Source organism: Streptomyces sp. NPDC002328, assembly GCF_042890065.1.
Taxonomy (GTDB): Bacteria; Actinomycetota; Actinomycetes; order Streptomycetales; family Streptomycetaceae; genus Streptomyces.
This window is the reverse complement of record NZ_JBIARQ010000011.1, coordinates 26,128-41,454: the sequence shown is the minus strand read 5'-3', so window position 1 is coordinate 41,454 and position 15,327 is coordinate 26,128. Positions and strand designations below refer to the sequence as shown.

Here is a 15,327-nt window from a genome sequence, read left to right as displayed (position 1 = left end):
ACGGACATGTTTCACGTGAAACGCCCTTACGGGGCAATAGGCGACTAACCGTTCTGGCCGCCTCCGAAGAAGCCTCCACTGTCGTTGCCTCTCACGCTGCCTTCGGACTCCGAGGGGCTGGGCGACGGACTGGTCTCGCCTGAGCCGCCGTCCGCGCCTCCGTTGTCCGACCCACCCGATTCGTCGTCACAGCCGAAGAAGCTGGTGCATGTGTCACTCGGTGAGGGCGAGGGCTTGACCTCCGACTTGCTGGGACTCGGAGACGGCGACGGCGACTCCTCCTCTTCCTCGGTCTCGCTGACCGAGGGGCTGGGAGACGGCTCCGGGTCCTCGTTGAGGACCTCACCGATGTCCTCCGGAGTCGGGAAGTCCTTCGACGGCAGGCCGTCCATGGCCTCGGCCATGTAGTCGTGCCAGATCTCCGCCGGGAACGAGGCGCCGTGGATCTTCTTCTGGCCGCCCGTTCCGAACATCTCCAGGAAGCTGCGGTTCTTGTTCGTCTCGTCGTCGTCCATCCGGAACATGGTGATCGCGGTGGCGAGCTGCGGCGTGTAGCCGACGAACCAGGCCGACTTGTTGCCGTCGGTGGTGCCGGTCTTGCCTGCCACCTCACGGCCGCGGAGCTGGGCGGCGGTGCCGGTCCCGTCCTCGACGACGGTCTTCAGGATGTCCGTGACGTTGTCGGCGACCTTCGCGGTGAACGCCTGGTTCGTCACGGTCTTGTGCTTGTAGATCACGCCCTCCTTGCTGGAGACCTGATCCACGGAGTAGGGCTCCCGCTGCTTGCCGCTGGCCGCGAAGGTGGCGTAGGCGCCGGCCATGCGGATCGCGCTCGGGTCGGAGATGCCGATCGAGAACGACGGGAAGCCGGAGCCCGTGAGGCTGCCCTTCTTCAGGCCGGCGTTGAGGGCCGCCTCCCGCACCTTGTCCAGGCCGACGTCCATGCCCAGCTGCACGAAGGCGGAGTTCACCGACTCGCGCATGGCCTCGCGCAGGTCGATCTTGAACTTGGGTGGGGTGCCGTAGGAGGCCTGACCGTCATTGGTCTGGAGCCACTCCTGGCCCTTCTCGTTCTTCCAGACCGACCCGTCGTACTCACGGATCTTGAGCTTGTTCTCACCGCTGAACAGGCTCTTGGGGGAGACGACCGTGCGCTCGTCCTGAGCCTGCGACGACCCCAGATCGGGGTCGCGGACGCCCCAGGTCATCGCGGCCGCGAGCACGAACGGCTTGAACGTCGAACCGACCTGGGCGCCGGTCTGGTCGGAGTTGTTGGTGAAGTGCTTGGTGGCGTCCGCACCGCCGTAGATCGCCTCGATGGCACCGCTCGTCGGGTTGACGGAGGCCCCGCCGAACTGGACGTGCGTATCCGTCTCCGGGCGCTGCTCCGGCTTGATGTTGGCCTTCTGGACCTTCGTGACGGCCGCCTCGAGTTCCTTGACCTTGCTCTTGTCGAAGGTCGTGCGGATCGAGTAGCCACCCCGCTGCAGATCATCCTGCGTGATCCCGGTTTCCTCGCTGTGGGTGACCACGTAGCTGTTCGCGAGGTCGACGAGGTAGCCGATCTGTCCGCTCAGCGCGGTGTTCGACCGCGGGTTCTGCCACTTCGGGAGCTGGGAGTGCTTGACCCGCTCGGTGAGGTCCAGGTGCTTGTACTCGACCATCTTGTCGAGGGTGTCCTGCATCTGGTTGAGCGCCCGCCTGGCGTTCGCCTCGGCCGTGGCGGCCGGGTCGATCGACCTCGCGCCCGCGGGGTCGTAGTACGTGGCGCCCTTCAGCATGGCGGCCAGGAAGGCGCACTCGCCCGGATTGAGCTCGAGTGCCGGCTTGTTGAAGTACGCGCGGGCTGCGGCCTGGATCCCGTAAGCGCCGCGCCCGTAGTACGCGGAGTTCAGGTAGCCGGCCATGATCTTGTCCTTGTCGACCTCCGCCCCCACCTTGACGGCGACGAAGATCTCCTTGACCTTCCGGGAGACCGTCTGGGACTGGTCGTTCAGCATGGCGTTCTTGACGTACTGCTGGGTGATGGTCGAGCCACCCTGCGTCTGGCCGCCCCGCGCCATGTTGAACACGGCTCGGGCGATGCCCTTGGGGTCGATGCCGTTGTCATCGTAGAAGGTCTTGTTCTCCTGCGAGATCACCGCCCAGCGCATCGCCTCGGGGATCTGCGAGAGGTCGACGATCTGCCGGTTCGTCTCACCACCGGTGGCGACCATCTGGCTGCCGTCCGCCCAGTAGTAGACGTTGTTCTGCGCCTCCGCCGTCTTGTCGACGTCCGGGACGGACACCATGGCGTACCCGATGCCCGCGGCGGCCACCAGACTGCCGAAGAAGGCGACGAACAGACCGGTGACGAGCTTCCAGGACGGCGTCCAGCGGCGCCAGCCGTCCTTGCCCCACCGTGGATAGTCGATCAGGCGCTTGCCGGGCGGCGGCCCGGACGGGCCGCCGCGGCGGCCCCCCACGGGTTCGGCTGCTCTCCGGCGGCCACCCGCGCTTCTCTGGGCCGCGCGACGGGCCTCGGCCCGGCCGCTGGACGCCCCTTCGCCTCCCAACCCGTAGAAGCCCGACCCGTTGGAGTCGGAAGGAGACCCGGTGGCGCCTCGCGGTGCCGCTCGGCGGCCGGAGGGCGAGCCGGGCTGGCCGCGTCGGGCCGCGGCACGTCCGCCCTCCTGCGGCTGCGGCGGTTTGCGACGGTGCTCGCTCATCGAACGATTACTCCTCGGGCAGGCGCATCCGTGCGCGCCTGGAAACGGCGGCTGGTTCCCTGTCCCCCCGAAGTACGGACGCGGTCGCTCGCTCATTCATCCGTACGGCACCGGAGACCTCGACGCCCCCCGGCGTCACGCGGGTCCCGGTGATGTGCATGGCGCACAGACTACGCACCGCCAAAACCTGCCTAGCCCCGAAGTTCACCCCAAACCCGACAACTTGCCCTCAACTAATCCGTGATGTGACCCCGTTCACGATCTCCCCTCTTGTCGCATCTCGGAGGCCGCTCTATCGTCGTGATGTATCGAGTCGATACATCAGCGCGACATAAAACCGTCCGGGGAACCCGCCACAGCGGGTCGGGGCAGAGGGGAGGCGACCCATGAGCCGGCGTTCCGGGATCCTTGAGTTCGCCGTCCTCGGTCTCCTCCGCGAATCCCCGATGCACGGCTATGAGCTGCGCAAACGACTCAATACATCGCTGGGGGTGTTCCGTGCGTTCAGTTACGGAACGCTGTATCCCTGCCTCAAGACGCTGGTCGCCAACGGCTGGTTGATCGAAGAGGCGGGAAGCACGCCGGAGGACGCCCTCGCCGCCTCCCTCACCGGCCGCCGTGCCAAGATCGTCTACCGGCTGACGGCGGAAGGTAAGGAACACTTCGAGGAGCTGCTCTCCCAGACGGGGCCCGACGCGTACGAGGACGAGCACTTCGCCGCTCGCTTCGCCTTCTTCGGGCAGACCTCCCGCGATGTGCGCATGCGCGTCCTGGAGGGCCGCCGCAGCCGCCTGGAGGAGCGTCTGGAGAAGATGCGCGCCTCCCTGGCGCGCACCCGGGAGCGCCTCGACGACTACACGCTCGAGCTCCAGCGCCACGGGATGGAGTCCGTGGAGCGCGAAGTGCGCTGGCTGAACGAGCTCATCGAGAGCGAGCGGGCCGGACGGGACCTGAGAGGTTCCGCTTCCGGGGAGTCCGCTCAGCAGGACACCACATCTGGAGCGCCGGGCGGCCTGCCCCGTGCCGGGGAGACCCCCCGGACGGATACGCCCGACGACACCGCCACGTGAGCGCCCGGTCAGGGCCTCACTCGTACACACAGGGAGCAACCGGAATGGGTTCGGTTCGCGTAGCCATCGTCGGCGTGGGCAACTGCGCCGCGTCGCTGGTGCAGGGCGTGGAGTACTACAAGGACGCCGACCCGGCGTCCAAGGTCCCGGGCCTGATGCACGTCCAGTTCGGCGACTACCACGTCCGCGACGTCGAGTTCGTCGCCGCGTTCGACGTGGACGCCAAGAAGGTCGGCCTGGACCTCTCGGACGCCATCGGCGCCTCCGAGAACAACACCATCAAGATCTGCGACGTGCCCACCACCGGTGTCACCGTGCAGCGCGGCCACACCCTCGACGGTCTCGGCAAGTACTACCGGGAGACCATCGAGGAGTCCGCCGAGGAGCCGGCCGACATCGTCCAGGTCCTCAAGGACAAGCAGGTCGACGTCCTCGTCTGCTACCTGCCCGTCGGCTCCGAGGACGCGGCGAAGTACTACGCCCAGTGCGCCATCGACGCCAAGGTCGCCTTCGTCAACGCCCTCCCGGTCTTCATCGCCGGCACCAAGGAGTGGGCGGACAAGTTCACCGAGGCGGGCGTCCCGATCGTCGGCGACGACATCAAGTCCCAGGTCGGCGCCACCATCACGCACCGCGTCATGGCGAAGCTGTTCGAGGACCGGGGCGTCGTCCTGGACCGCACGATGCAGCTGAACGTCGGCGGCAACATGGACTTCAAGAACATGCTCGAGCGCGACCGCCTCGAGTCCAAGAAGATCTCCAAGACCCAGGCCGTCACCTCGCAGATCCCCGACCGCGAGCTCGGCGAGAAGAACGTCCACATCGGCCCGTCCGACTACGTGGCCTGGCTCGACGACCGCAAGTGGGCGTACGTCCGCCTGGAAGGCCGCGCCTTCGGCGACGTCCCGCTGAACCTGGAGTACAAGCTCGAGGTCTGGGACTCCCCGAACTCGGCCGGCGTCATCATCGACGCCCTGCGCGCCGCGAAGATCGCCAAGGACCGCGGCATCGGCGGCCCGATCCTCTCCGCGTCGAGCTACTTCATGAAGTCCCCGCCGGTCCAGTACTTCGACGACGAGGCCCGCACGAACGTCGAGAAGTTCATCAAGGGCGAGGTCGAGCGCTAGCCGGACCGCTGCGCGCACCAGCTCGCTGAGTCGCTCCTGCCAGGGCCGAAGAGGGTCCCCGGGTCGCAGGCCCGGGGACCCTCTTCGTATGTGAGGCTGTGCCCCATGCCTGTCGTCCGTGATCTGCGCGTCCTGCTGCGGTTCGGCAACTTCCGGCGTCTGCTCGCCGTGCGGCTGCTCTCGCAGTGCGCCGACGGCGTCTACCAGGTCGCGCTGGCCACCTACGTCGTCTTCTCGCCGGAGAAGCAGACCTCGGCCGCGGCGATCGCCTCGGCGATGGCCGTGCTGCTGCTGCCCTACTCCCTGGTGGGTCCTTTCGCCGGCGTCCTGCTGGACCGCTGGCGCCGCCGGCAGGTCTTCCTCTACGGCAACCTGCTGCGTGCCCTGCTGGCGTCGGCGACCGCGGTCCTGATGATCACGCCGGTCCCCGACTGGCTCTTCTACGTCTCCGCGCTGTGCGTCACCGCGGTCAACCGCTTCGTCCTCGCCGGTCTCTCCGCGTCCCTGCCCCGGGTCGTCGACGGCGAGCGCCTGATGATGGCCAACTCCCTCTCCCCGACGGCCGGAACCCTGGCGGCGACGGCCGGCGGCGGTCTCGCCTTCGTCGTCCGGCTGGCGGCAGCGGACTCCGACGCGGCCGTCGTCCTGCTCGGCGCCGCCCTGTATCTGTGCGGGGCGCTCGCCTCGCTGCGCATGGCCCGGGACCTGCTCGGTCCCGATGCCGCGTCGGTGCAGCCGCGGTTCTCGGCAGCGCTCGCCGGGACGGTCCGCGACCTGGTGGCGGGCGTACGGCATCTCGCCGAGCCGTCGCGCCGGGAGGCCGCGTCGGCGCTCGCCGCGATGACGCTGATGCGCTTCTGCTACGGCGCCCTGCTGGTCATGCTGCTGATGCTGTGCCGGTACGCCCTGACCTCCGACACCGACGACGGTCTCGCCCTGCTGGGGCTGGCTTTGGGCGTCTCCGGCGCCGGCTTCTTCGCCGCGGCCGTGGTGACGCCGGGGGCGGCGGGACGGCTCGGGCCGGGTGGCTGGATCGTCGTGTGCGCGGGAGCCGCCGCGGTGCTGGAGCCAGCCCTGGGCCTCCCGTTCGCCACCGTCCCCCTGCTGGCCGCGACGTTCTTCCTGGGCCTGACCACCCAGGGCGCGAAGATCGCCACGGACACGATCGTGCAGTCCTCGGTCGACGACGGCTTCCGTGGCCGGATCTTCTCCGTTTACGACGTGCTGTTCAACGTCGCCTTCGTGGGCGCGGCCGGGCTGGCCGCGCTGATGCTGCCGCCGGACGGGCGCTCGGCGGCCCTGGTGGTCACGGTGGCCGTGATCTACGGAGCGGTTGCTGTGGCTATGGCCCGCTTTGCTCGTGCATAAGGGTCACATCAACGCCACAGAGTGCTCTAGGAAAAGCAAAGTGCCACCGGGGGCCCGGTAACTTACGTGGGTCTTACTTTGCGCCAAGCGCGCCCAGTTCCAGGGGGGACTACCCACCATGACCACGCCGCCGCCCCAGGGCCAGAACCCGTACGCCCAGACGCCCGCTGACCCCACGGCGCAGCAGCCCGGCCTGCCGGGAGTCCCCACCCAGGGCACGCCCGCTCCCTACGCTCCCTTCCCCCACCAGGGCGCCCCGGTGCCCCCGCCGGCGCCGCAGCGGCAGGTGGGCAAGAAGGTGAAGCGCATCCTCGTCGTGATAGCCATCGCCATCCTCATCGGTGTCGTCAAGGCCGGCATCGGCTGGTGGGCGACCTCGACGGACGCGGAGACGACCTCGGTCGGCGCCTGCCTGCACAACGAGGGCAGCGAGACCTCGCCCGACCTCAACGAGGTCGACTGCGGCTCCGCCAACGCGGAGTTCACGGTCGTCGAGAAGTTCGACGGCACGAGCAACGACACCAAGTGCGAGGCCGTCACCAAGGAGTGGACGGTCTCCTACATCCAGTCCGGTGGCGGTCATGACGTGGTGCTCTGCCTGAAGGAAACGAAGTAAGGCCGCAGCACAGAAGCGTGCACAGAAGCGGGAAGGGGCGGTGTTTCACGTGAAACACCGCCCCTTCGGTCTGTGGAACGGGTCATGTTTCACGTGAAACATGACCCGTTCCACAGACTCAGCTCTGCTCGGCCCACCACTCCTTGAGTGCCGTCACCGCCGCGTCGTGCTCCATGGGCCCGTTCTCCAGCCGCATCTCCAGCAGGAACTTGTAGGCCTTGCCGATGGCGGGGCCAGGTCCGACGCCCAGGATCTCCATGATCTGGTTGCCGTCGAGGTCCGGACGGATCGCGTCCAGCTCCTCCTGCTCCTGAAGCTGGGCGATCCGCTCCTCCAGCCCGTCGTACGCACGCGAGAGCGCCGCCGCCTTGCGCTTGTTGCGCGTGGTGCAGTCCGAGCGGGTCAGCTTGTGCAGACGGTCGAGGAGCGGACCCGCGTCCCGCACATAGCGGCGGACCGCGGAGTCCGTCCACTCCCCGGTGCCGTACCCGTGGAAGCGGAGGTGGAGTTCGACCAGACGTGAGACGTCCTTCACCAGCTCGTTGGAGTACTTCAACGCGGTCATACGCTTCTTCGTCATCTTCGCCCCGACCACCTCGTGGTGGTGGAACGAGACCCGGCCGTCCTTCTCGAAGCGACGGGTGCGCGGCTTGCCGATGTCGTGCAGCAGCGCGGCCAGCCGGAGGGTGAGGTCGGGGCCGTTCTCCTCCAGCGCGATCGCTTGTTCCAGCACGATCAGCGTGTGCTCGTACACGTCCTTGTGCCGGTGGTGCTCGTCGCTCTCCAGCCGCAGGGCGGGGAGCTCCGGCAGGACGTGCTCGGCGAGCCCGGTCTCGGCCAGCAGCGCCAGTCCCTTGCGCGGGTGCGCGGACAGGATCAGCTTGTTCAGCTCGTCCCGGATCCGCTCGGCGGAGACGATCTCCAGGCGGTCGGACATCTCGTTCATCGCCGTGATCACCTCGGGGGCGACCTCGAAGTCGAGCTGGGCGGCGAAGCGGGCGGCACGCATCATGCGCAGGGGGTCGTCCGAGAAGGACGCCTCGGGAGTGCCCGGCGTGCGCAGCACCTGCGCCGCGAGGTCGTCGAGGCCGCCGTGCGGATCGACGAACTCCTTCTCGGGGAGCGCCAGGGCCATCGCGTTCACGGTGAAGTCCCGCCGGACCAGGTCCTCCTCGATGGAGTCCCCGTACGACACCTCGGGCTTGCGGGAGGTGCGGTCGTAAGCCTCCGACCGGTAGGTGGTGACCTCGATCTGGAAGGTCCGGTCGGCGTCTCCGACCCGGGCGTTCTTCTGCGCCCCGACGGTGCCGAAGGCGATCCCGACCTCCCAGACGGCGTCCGCCCAGGGCCGGACGATCTTCAGGACGTCCTCGGGGCGGGCATCCGTCGTGAAGTCGAGGTCGTTGCCGAGCCGGCCCAGCAGCGCGTCCCGGACCGAGCCGCCGACCAGGGCGAGGGAGAAGCCGGCCTCCTGGAAGCGGCGGGCGAGGTCGTCGGCGACCGGGGCGACCCGCAGCAGTTCGTCGACCGCGCGGTGCTGCACCTGGTTCAGGGCGCTGAGGTTGTCTTCGTTGGCGTTCGGCACAACAGAAGAGGGTACGTGGCCCCGCGGCCCCCGGGCGCCCTGATTATGGTGGGGGACAACTCCCCCGGACCGGCGCAAGATCAGCTTTCACGACGTACACTCCCACCCCTCTATATACGTAGGCGCAGCGGACAGTCGTCGGTTCTTCCCGATCTTGTGGAGCGGTCCGCGGCACTTCCCCTCAGCGCGCATCGTTACCATGCGTGGACGCACTTTCCGACGACCACTGACGACCACTGACGACGAGGGACGGACGAGCACGTGGCCGAGGCGGCAGACTTCCCGGGGACGACCCCCTCACCTGCCCGCCGCTGGCTGCGGCGCGCCGGAGCGCTGCTCGCGGCGGCGCCTCTGCTGGCCGGTCTGCTCCAGCTGCCCGCCCCCGTCGCGCACGCCGCCGTCCAGGACTCCGTCAAGGCCGCCACCGGCGCGGGCTCGGTGGCCGTCGCCGTGGACTCCCTCACACCCAGCGCCCCCACCGCCGGCGACACGCTGACCGTGTCCGGCACCGTGACCAACAACGGCAAGCAGACGGTCACCGGAGCCCAGGTGGACCTGCGGGTGGGAGCCCCGCTGGCGACCCGGTCAGCCGTCGCCACCACCGCCGACCGCGCCGACGACCTCGCGGGCGCCGGCGCCGGAACCGAGGTGGGCGGCAAGTACGTGGCCAAGTTCGCCCAGCTCACCCCCGGCATCGCCCAGTCGTTCAGCATCTCCGTGCCGGTCGACGCGCTCAAGCTCAAGGACGACGGGGTCTACCCCCTGAACGTCTCCCTCTCGGGTCAGACGTCCGCGAGGCTCTGGGAGCAGACGCTGGGCGTCCAGCGCACCTTCCTGCCCTGGCACCCGGACGCGGCGGCCACGGCGACCCGGACGACCGTGCTGTGGCCGCTGCTCTCCACCGTCCACATGACGGCGGAGACCGGTTCCGACGAGCAGCAGACGCCGGTCTTCCTCGACGACGACCTCGCCAAGGAGATCTCTCCGGGCGGTCGCCTCGACCAGCTCGTGACCCTGGGCAGATCCCTGGACGTCACCTGGGTGATCGACCCGGACCTGCTGGCGTCCGTCGACGCGATGGCCGACCGCTACACCGTCCGCAGCGACCTCGACACCCCCACGGCCGGCGCCCACCAGGCGGTCGCCAAGCGGTGGCTCGCCGAGCTCCAGGACGCGGTGCGGGGCAAGGAGGTCGTCGCCCTGCCCTTCGGCGATCCCGACCTCGCCTCCCTCGCGCACAACGGCACGGGCGTCACCGGCTCGCTGAACCAGCTCAAGGCGGCCACCGACGTCGCCGCCACCACGGTGGAGACGGTGCTCCACGTGACCCCGAGCACCGACTTCGCCTGGCCGACGGAAGGCGCCGTCGACCCGTCGATCGTGAAGGTCGCCACCTCCGCCGGCGCGGACAAGGTGATCACCCGCAGCGACAGTCTCCGGGAGACCGGACTGACGTACACCCCCTCCGCGGCCCGGCCCATCGGCGGCGGCACCACGGCGGTCGTCGCGGACGCGGAGCTGTCGACGGCGTTCACCGGCGACCTGACGAGGGCCTCCACGTCCACGCTGGCCGTGCAGAAGTTCCTCGCGCAGAGCCTGGCGCTGAACCTCCAGACGGGCAGACAGCGCAGCATCGTCGTCGCCCCGCCGCGCATGCCGACCGCGAGCCAGGCCCAGGCGATGGCGGAGGCGGTCACGGCGCTCCAGAACGGCACCTGGTCGCAGCCCCAGCAGCTCACCGCGGCGGCCTCGGCCAAGCCCGACCCCGCGGCCGCCACCAAGGTGCCGGCGCAGTCGAAGTACTCCGCCGCGCTGCGTAAGCAGGAGCTGCCCCGCTCCGCCTTCGAGCGGATGGCGGCCACCCAGGCCAAGCTCGACAACTTCGAGCTGATCCTCACCGACGAGTCCCGGGTGGTCACTCCCTTCGGGCGGGCGATCAACCGTGAGATGGCCACGTCATGGCGGGGCCGGGTCACCGCGGCGCGCACCTTCCGCCAGGACGTGCAGACCTACCTGACCACGCTCACCAGCCAGGTCAAGCTGATCGAGAAGTCGGAGACCAAGCTCTCGGGGCGCAGCGCCACCATCCCCGTGACCGTGCAGAACAACCTGGTGCAGGGCGTCGACCGCCTGGTGCTGCGCCTCACGTCGACGAACCCGACGCGTCTGGAGATCGGCGGCGACGACTACTCCGAGCAGCTCATCGAGGTCTCCGGCGGGCACAGCACGACGGTGAAGTTCACCACGTCAGCCAACGTGAACGGCCAGACGTCGGTGGTCGCCCAGCTCTACACGGAGGACGGCCGCCAGTACGGCGCCCCGGTCAGGTTCGACGTGAAGGTCACCGAGATCACGGCGGCTGCCATGCTGGTCATCGGCGGCGGTGTGCTGCTGCTCGTGCTGGCCGGCTTCCGCATGTACACCCAGCGCAAGCGCGCCGCGGCCCGGGAGGCCGAGGAGGACGCCCGCGACGGGGCGGAGGCCCCCGAGGACGCCGCGATCGCGGCCGTTCCGGAGGGCCGGCCGGCCGAGGAGCCGGGTGCGGAGGCCGGGGCGGACGCCCCGGTGCAGCCGAGTGACGAGACGCTGGACACCGCAGCGGAAAGCACCGGCCCGTCCGGGACGGGTGAGAGAGTGGACCGTTGAGGATGTCGTGGCCGGTCGGCCCGGGACGATGAGGTGGGGTAACCATGAACGCGCCGTACGACGGTGACCGCGGCCAGGCCGCGGGCAGCTCGGGTCACCCCGAGGGCCCGCCGCCCGACGGCCAGGTGCCGCCGCAGCACCCCGCGGACATGTACCTCCAGGACGCCTACGACCAGGACCCCTACCGCGGCCAGGACCTCACCGCGCAGGATCCGGTCGTCGAGGCGCTCTACGACCGTGCCGCCCACCCGCCGCCGCCCCCGGGCACGTACCAGCCGCAGCAGCCGATGTACGGGCAGCCGGAGCAGTCCCCGTACGCGCCCGACCCACGGGTGTGGGCGCAGACCCCGGCGCCCGAGCCGGAGGGTCCCACCCAGTACCTGCCGTACGGCGACAATCCCCGCACCACCCAGTTCGTGGGGGTGGACGACCTGGTCACCCACTCCGGCGAGGAGCGGCACGAGCCCGACGCGTTCGCGCATCTCTTCCGGGACCAGCAGCAGGGCGGCGTCCGCCCGCTGACGGATCCTCCGGCCGTCCCGGGACCGACCGCGGCCCCTGGCGGCCCCGGGCCGGCGGCTCCCCGCCCGCCGGCGCACGCGGAGCCGTCGCCCGCGATCGACGAGACCATGAATCTCACCGCCACTCCCGCCGCGCCCCCGCCCCCGGCCCCGGCGCCCGCCCCGGCCGCGAAGAAGGGCGGCCGGGCCTCGGGCCTGCTGAAGTCCAGCGCGGTGATGGCGGCGGGCACGATGGTCTCGCGCCTCACCGGCTTCGTCCGGTCCGCGATGATCGTGTCGGCGCTCGGCCTCGGTCTGCTGGGCGAGTCCTTCCAGGTGGCCTACCAGCTGCCGACGATGATCTACATCTTGACCGTCGGCGGCGGTCTCAACTCGGTCTTCGTGCCCCAGCTCGTCCGCGCCATGAAGGAGGACGACGACGGCGGCGAGGCGTACGCCAACCGGCTCCTGACCCTGGTCATGGTGGCCCTTGCCGCGCTGACCGCGCTCGCCATGTTCGCGGCGCCGCTGCTGGTCAGCGCGCTGTCGACGAAACTGGCCTCGAACCCCGCCGCCAACGAGACCGCGGTCACCTTCACCCGCTACTTCCTGCCCTCCATCTTCTTCATGGGCGTCCACGTGGTGATGGGACAGATCCTCAACGCCCGCGGCCGGTTCGGCGCGATGATGTGGACCCCGGTCCTGAACAACATCGTCATCATCGTGACGCTCGGCTCGTTCCTGTGGGTCTACGGCAGCGCGGCCGACTCCCGGATGAAGGTCGAGACCATCCCCGCGGAGGGGGTGCGGCTGCTGGGCGTCGGCGTCCTGCTCGGACTCGTCGTGCAGGCCCTCGCGATGATCCCGTACCTGCGGGAGACCGGGTTCCGGCTCAGGCTGCGCTTCGACTGGAAGGGCCACGGCCTGGGCAAGGCCGCCATGCTCGCCAAGTGGACGATCCTCTTCGTGCTGGCCAACCAGGCCGGGGCGCTCGTCGTCACCCAGCTCGCCACCGCCGCGGTCAGCGAGACCAAGATCGACGGCACCGGCTTCAGCGCCTACGCCAACGCCCAGCTGATCTGGGGCCTCCCGCAGGCCATCATCACCGTCTCCCTGATGGCCGCCCTGCTGCCCCGCATCTCGCGCTCCGCGTCGGAGGACGACGCAGGCGCCGTCCGCGACGACATCTCCCAGGGCCTGCGCACGACCGCCGTCGCGATCGTGCCCATCGCCTTCGGCTTCGTCGCGCTCGGCGTCCCGATGTGCACCCTGATCTTCGGTCCCTCGGGCATCGCCGCGGCCACCAACATGGGCTACATGCTGATGGCCTTCGGCATCGGCCTGATCCCGTACTCCGTGCAGTACGTCGTCCTCCGCGCGTTCTACGCCTACGAAGACACCCGCACGCCCTTCTACAACACGGTCATCGTCGCCGCGGTGAACGCGAGCGCGTCGGCGGTCTGCTTCCTGGTGCTGCCCGCCCGCTGGGCGGTGGTCGGCATGGCCGCTTCCTACGGCCTCGCCTACGTCATCGGCGTCGGCATCGCCTGGCGGCGGCTGCGCAAGCGGCTGGGCGGCGACCTGGACGGCGGACGCGTGCTGCGCACGTACACCCGGCTCAGCCTGGCCTCGGTGCCGGCGGCGCTGCTCAGCGGAGCCGCCTGCTATGGGATCATCCAGACGCTCGGCCAGGGCGTCCTGGGCTCCTTCGCCGCGCTGCTGGCCGGCGGGGCCGTCCTGCTCGGCGTCTTCTTCGTCGCCGCGCGCCGCATGCGCATCGAGGAGCTCAACTCCCTCGTCGGCATGGTGCGCGGACGCCTGGGTCGCTGAGGCGAGGGGTAGGCGCACAACCATCGTCCGCCGCCGCGTGTCGTGCATAGCGGCGGACTGTGGGCACAATTGGGTTCGGCGTCGGACGGCGCGCACGAGGTCGGACGCGCGCAATGAATGGGGAGGCAGGAACGACGGTGGCGGAACGGACTACGGCTGCCGTCGACGTGGCAGACAACAGCGGTGACGAGCCGCTGACCGCGCAGGCGGACCAGTCCACGGCCGACGGGGTGGCCAAGAACCGGGAGCGGGACACGGACAGCGACGAGGCACAGGGGAGCGAAGGGACGGAAGGTCCCGCGAAGGCCTCACCGCCGGAACTGCACAGCGGCCACAAGCTCGCCAGACGCTACCGTCTCGAGGACTGCGTCACCCGTCTGGACGGCTTCAGCAGTTGGCGGGCGGTCGACGAGAAGCTCCGTCGCGCCGTCGGCGTCCACGTCCTGCCCGCGGACCACACCCGGGCCCGTTCCGTCCTGGCGGCGGCCCGTTCCTCCGCGCTGCTCGGCGACCCCCGCTTCGTCCAGGTGCTGGACGCGGTGGAGGAGAACGACGTCGTCTACGTCGTCCACGAGTGGCTGCCCGACGCCGTCGAGCTGACCACGCTCCTGGCCTCCGGGCCGCTGGAGCCGCACGACGCCTACCAGATGGTCAGCCAGATCGCCTCCGCCATGGCCGCCGCCCACCGCGAGGGCCTCGCCCATCTGCGGCTGAACCCCAACGCGGTGCTGCGCACCTCCACGGGCCAGTGGCGGATCCGCGGCCTCGCCGTGAACGCGGCGCTGCGGGGGGTCACCTCCGACAGCCCCCAGCGCACCGACACCGAGGCGATCGGCGCCCTGCTGTACGCGGCGCTCACCCAGCGCTGGCCGTACGAGGACGACGCCTACGGTCTGTCCGGGCTGCCCAAGGACGTGGGGCTCATCGCACCCGACCAGGTGCGGGCCGGCGTCCACCGGGGCCTGTCCGAGCTCTCCATGCGCGCCTTCGTCAACGACGGCGCGACCGCCTCCCGCCACGAGGCCGCGTGCACCACGCCGGAGGAGCTGGTGAAGGCGATCGGCGAGATGCCCCGCATCCGTCCGCCGGAGCCCTCGTTCAACGCGCCGCCGGACTACCAGCGCACGACGTACCAGCAGGGCACCTACGGGCGTCCCGCACCGCACCCGGGCGTCACCCAGCCGGTGGCCGCCCCGCCGCCTCCGCTCCAGGGCCGGACCGGCAGCGCCCTGAAGTGGACGGTCTCCGCTCTGCTCATCGCCGCCCTCGGCCTGGGCAGCTGGCAGCTCGCGGACGCCCTGATGAACCAGGGCAACAACTCCGAGGACACCGACCAGACGCAGACGACGGACGGCGGCGACAAGAACAGCCCGGCGCCCAAGCCGATCCGGACGCTCAGCATCAAGGACGCCGCGGAGTACTACCCGGACGGCAAGCCCCAGCACGCCGAGGACGCGAAGCTCACCTACGACGGCGACAGCTCCACGTACTGGCGCTCCTACTCCTACAGCGACGGTCCGAAACTCGCGCCCTTCAAGGAGGGCGTGGGCCTCGTGTACGACCTCGGGTCGAAGCAGAGCGTGTCGACCGCCGCCATAGGGCTCCACTACGGCGGCGACCGCACGTCGGCCACGCTGTACGCGGCGGATTCGCTCTCCTCGTCCGCTCCCCTCAGCTCCATGAAGAAGATCGCCGACGCGACGACCTCCGGCGAGGAACTGAAGATCTCCGCCAAAACGCCGGTGCAGACGCGGTACGTTCTCGTCTGGATCACCGAGGTGCCCTACTCGGGGGCGGACGACTACAGCGGCAACGGATTCAAGCAGGCCGTCACGGATGTGAAGTTCACGGGCTGAGATCTCACGGAGGGGGAGGTG

At 69.8% G+C, this 15,327-nt stretch carries 9 protein-coding genes; 7 read left to right on the top strand and 2 right to left on the bottom strand.

The genetic code is table 11. The annotated features are described in order from the left end of the window. Window positions 1-44: 44 nt before the first annotated feature. Window positions 45-2,708, bottom strand: coding sequence for a transglycosylase domain-containing protein (locus ACFYX4_RS25505; protein ID WP_389337724.1), 2,664 nt, complete (start codon window positions 2,706-2,708; stop codon window positions 45-47). Window positions 2,709-3,094: 386 nt separating this feature from the next. Here ACFYX4_RS25505 and ACFYX4_RS25500 point away from each other — a divergent pair, with 386 nt between their 5' ends. From ACFYX4_RS25500 to ACFYX4_RS25485, 4 genes are all read left to right on the top strand, one after another. Continuing rightward, complete coding sequence (locus ACFYX4_RS25500) at window positions 3,095-3,778, top strand: PadR family transcriptional regulator (protein ID WP_389337721.1); 684 nt, start codon at window positions 3,095-3,097, stop codon at window positions 3,776-3,778. A gap of 44 nt (window positions 3,779-3,822) precedes the next feature. Continuing rightward, window positions 3,823-4,905: an inositol-3-phosphate synthase gene (locus ACFYX4_RS25495; protein WP_389337718.1), complete on the top strand. Its 1,083-nt coding sequence runs from the start codon at window positions 3,823-3,825 to the stop codon at window positions 4,903-4,905. 105 nt (window positions 4,906-5,010) lie between these two features. Next, window positions 5,011-6,273, top strand: coding sequence for an MFS transporter (locus tag ACFYX4_RS25490; protein ID WP_389337715.1), 1,263 nt, complete (start codon window positions 5,011-5,013; stop codon window positions 6,271-6,273). Window positions 6,274-6,391: 118 nt separating this feature from the next. Then, window positions 6,392-6,889, top strand: a complete 498-nt coding sequence (locus ACFYX4_RS25485) for a hypothetical protein (RefSeq protein ID WP_389337712.1) — start codon at window positions 6,392-6,394, stop codon at window positions 6,887-6,889. 118 nt (window positions 6,890-7,007) lie between these two features. Here ACFYX4_RS25485 and ACFYX4_RS25480 read toward each other — a convergent pair whose 3' ends face one another. Next, window positions 7,008-8,474 carry a CCA tRNA nucleotidyltransferase gene (locus ACFYX4_RS25480; RefSeq protein ID WP_389337709.1) on the bottom strand — a complete coding sequence of 489 codons (1,467 nt, stop codon included), beginning with the start codon at window positions 8,472-8,474 and terminating at the stop codon, window positions 7,008-7,010. A 261-nt stretch (window positions 8,475-8,735) separates the two neighbouring features. Between ACFYX4_RS25480 and ACFYX4_RS25475 the strand changes: the two genes are divergently transcribed. The 3 genes from ACFYX4_RS25475 (at window position 8,736) to ACFYX4_RS25465 (ending at window position 15,306) form a co-directional block, all read left to right on the top strand. Continuing rightward, window positions 8,736-11,120 (top strand): DUF6049 family protein, encoded by a 2,385-nt coding sequence (locus ACFYX4_RS25475; RefSeq protein WP_389337706.1) that lies wholly within the window; start codon window positions 8,736-8,738, stop codon window positions 11,118-11,120. A gap of 44 nt (window positions 11,121-11,164) precedes the next feature. After that, window positions 11,165-13,450, top strand: a complete 2,286-nt coding sequence (gene murJ / locus ACFYX4_RS25470) for a murein biosynthesis integral membrane protein MurJ (protein WP_389337703.1) — start codon at window positions 11,165-11,167, stop codon at window positions 13,448-13,450. 137 nt (window positions 13,451-13,587) lie between these two features. Next, complete coding sequence (locus ACFYX4_RS25465) at window positions 13,588-15,306, top strand: serine/threonine protein kinase (RefSeq protein ID WP_389337700.1); 1,719 nt, start codon at window positions 13,588-13,590, stop codon at window positions 15,304-15,306. The last annotated feature ends 21 nt before the right edge of the window (window positions 15,307-15,327 follow it).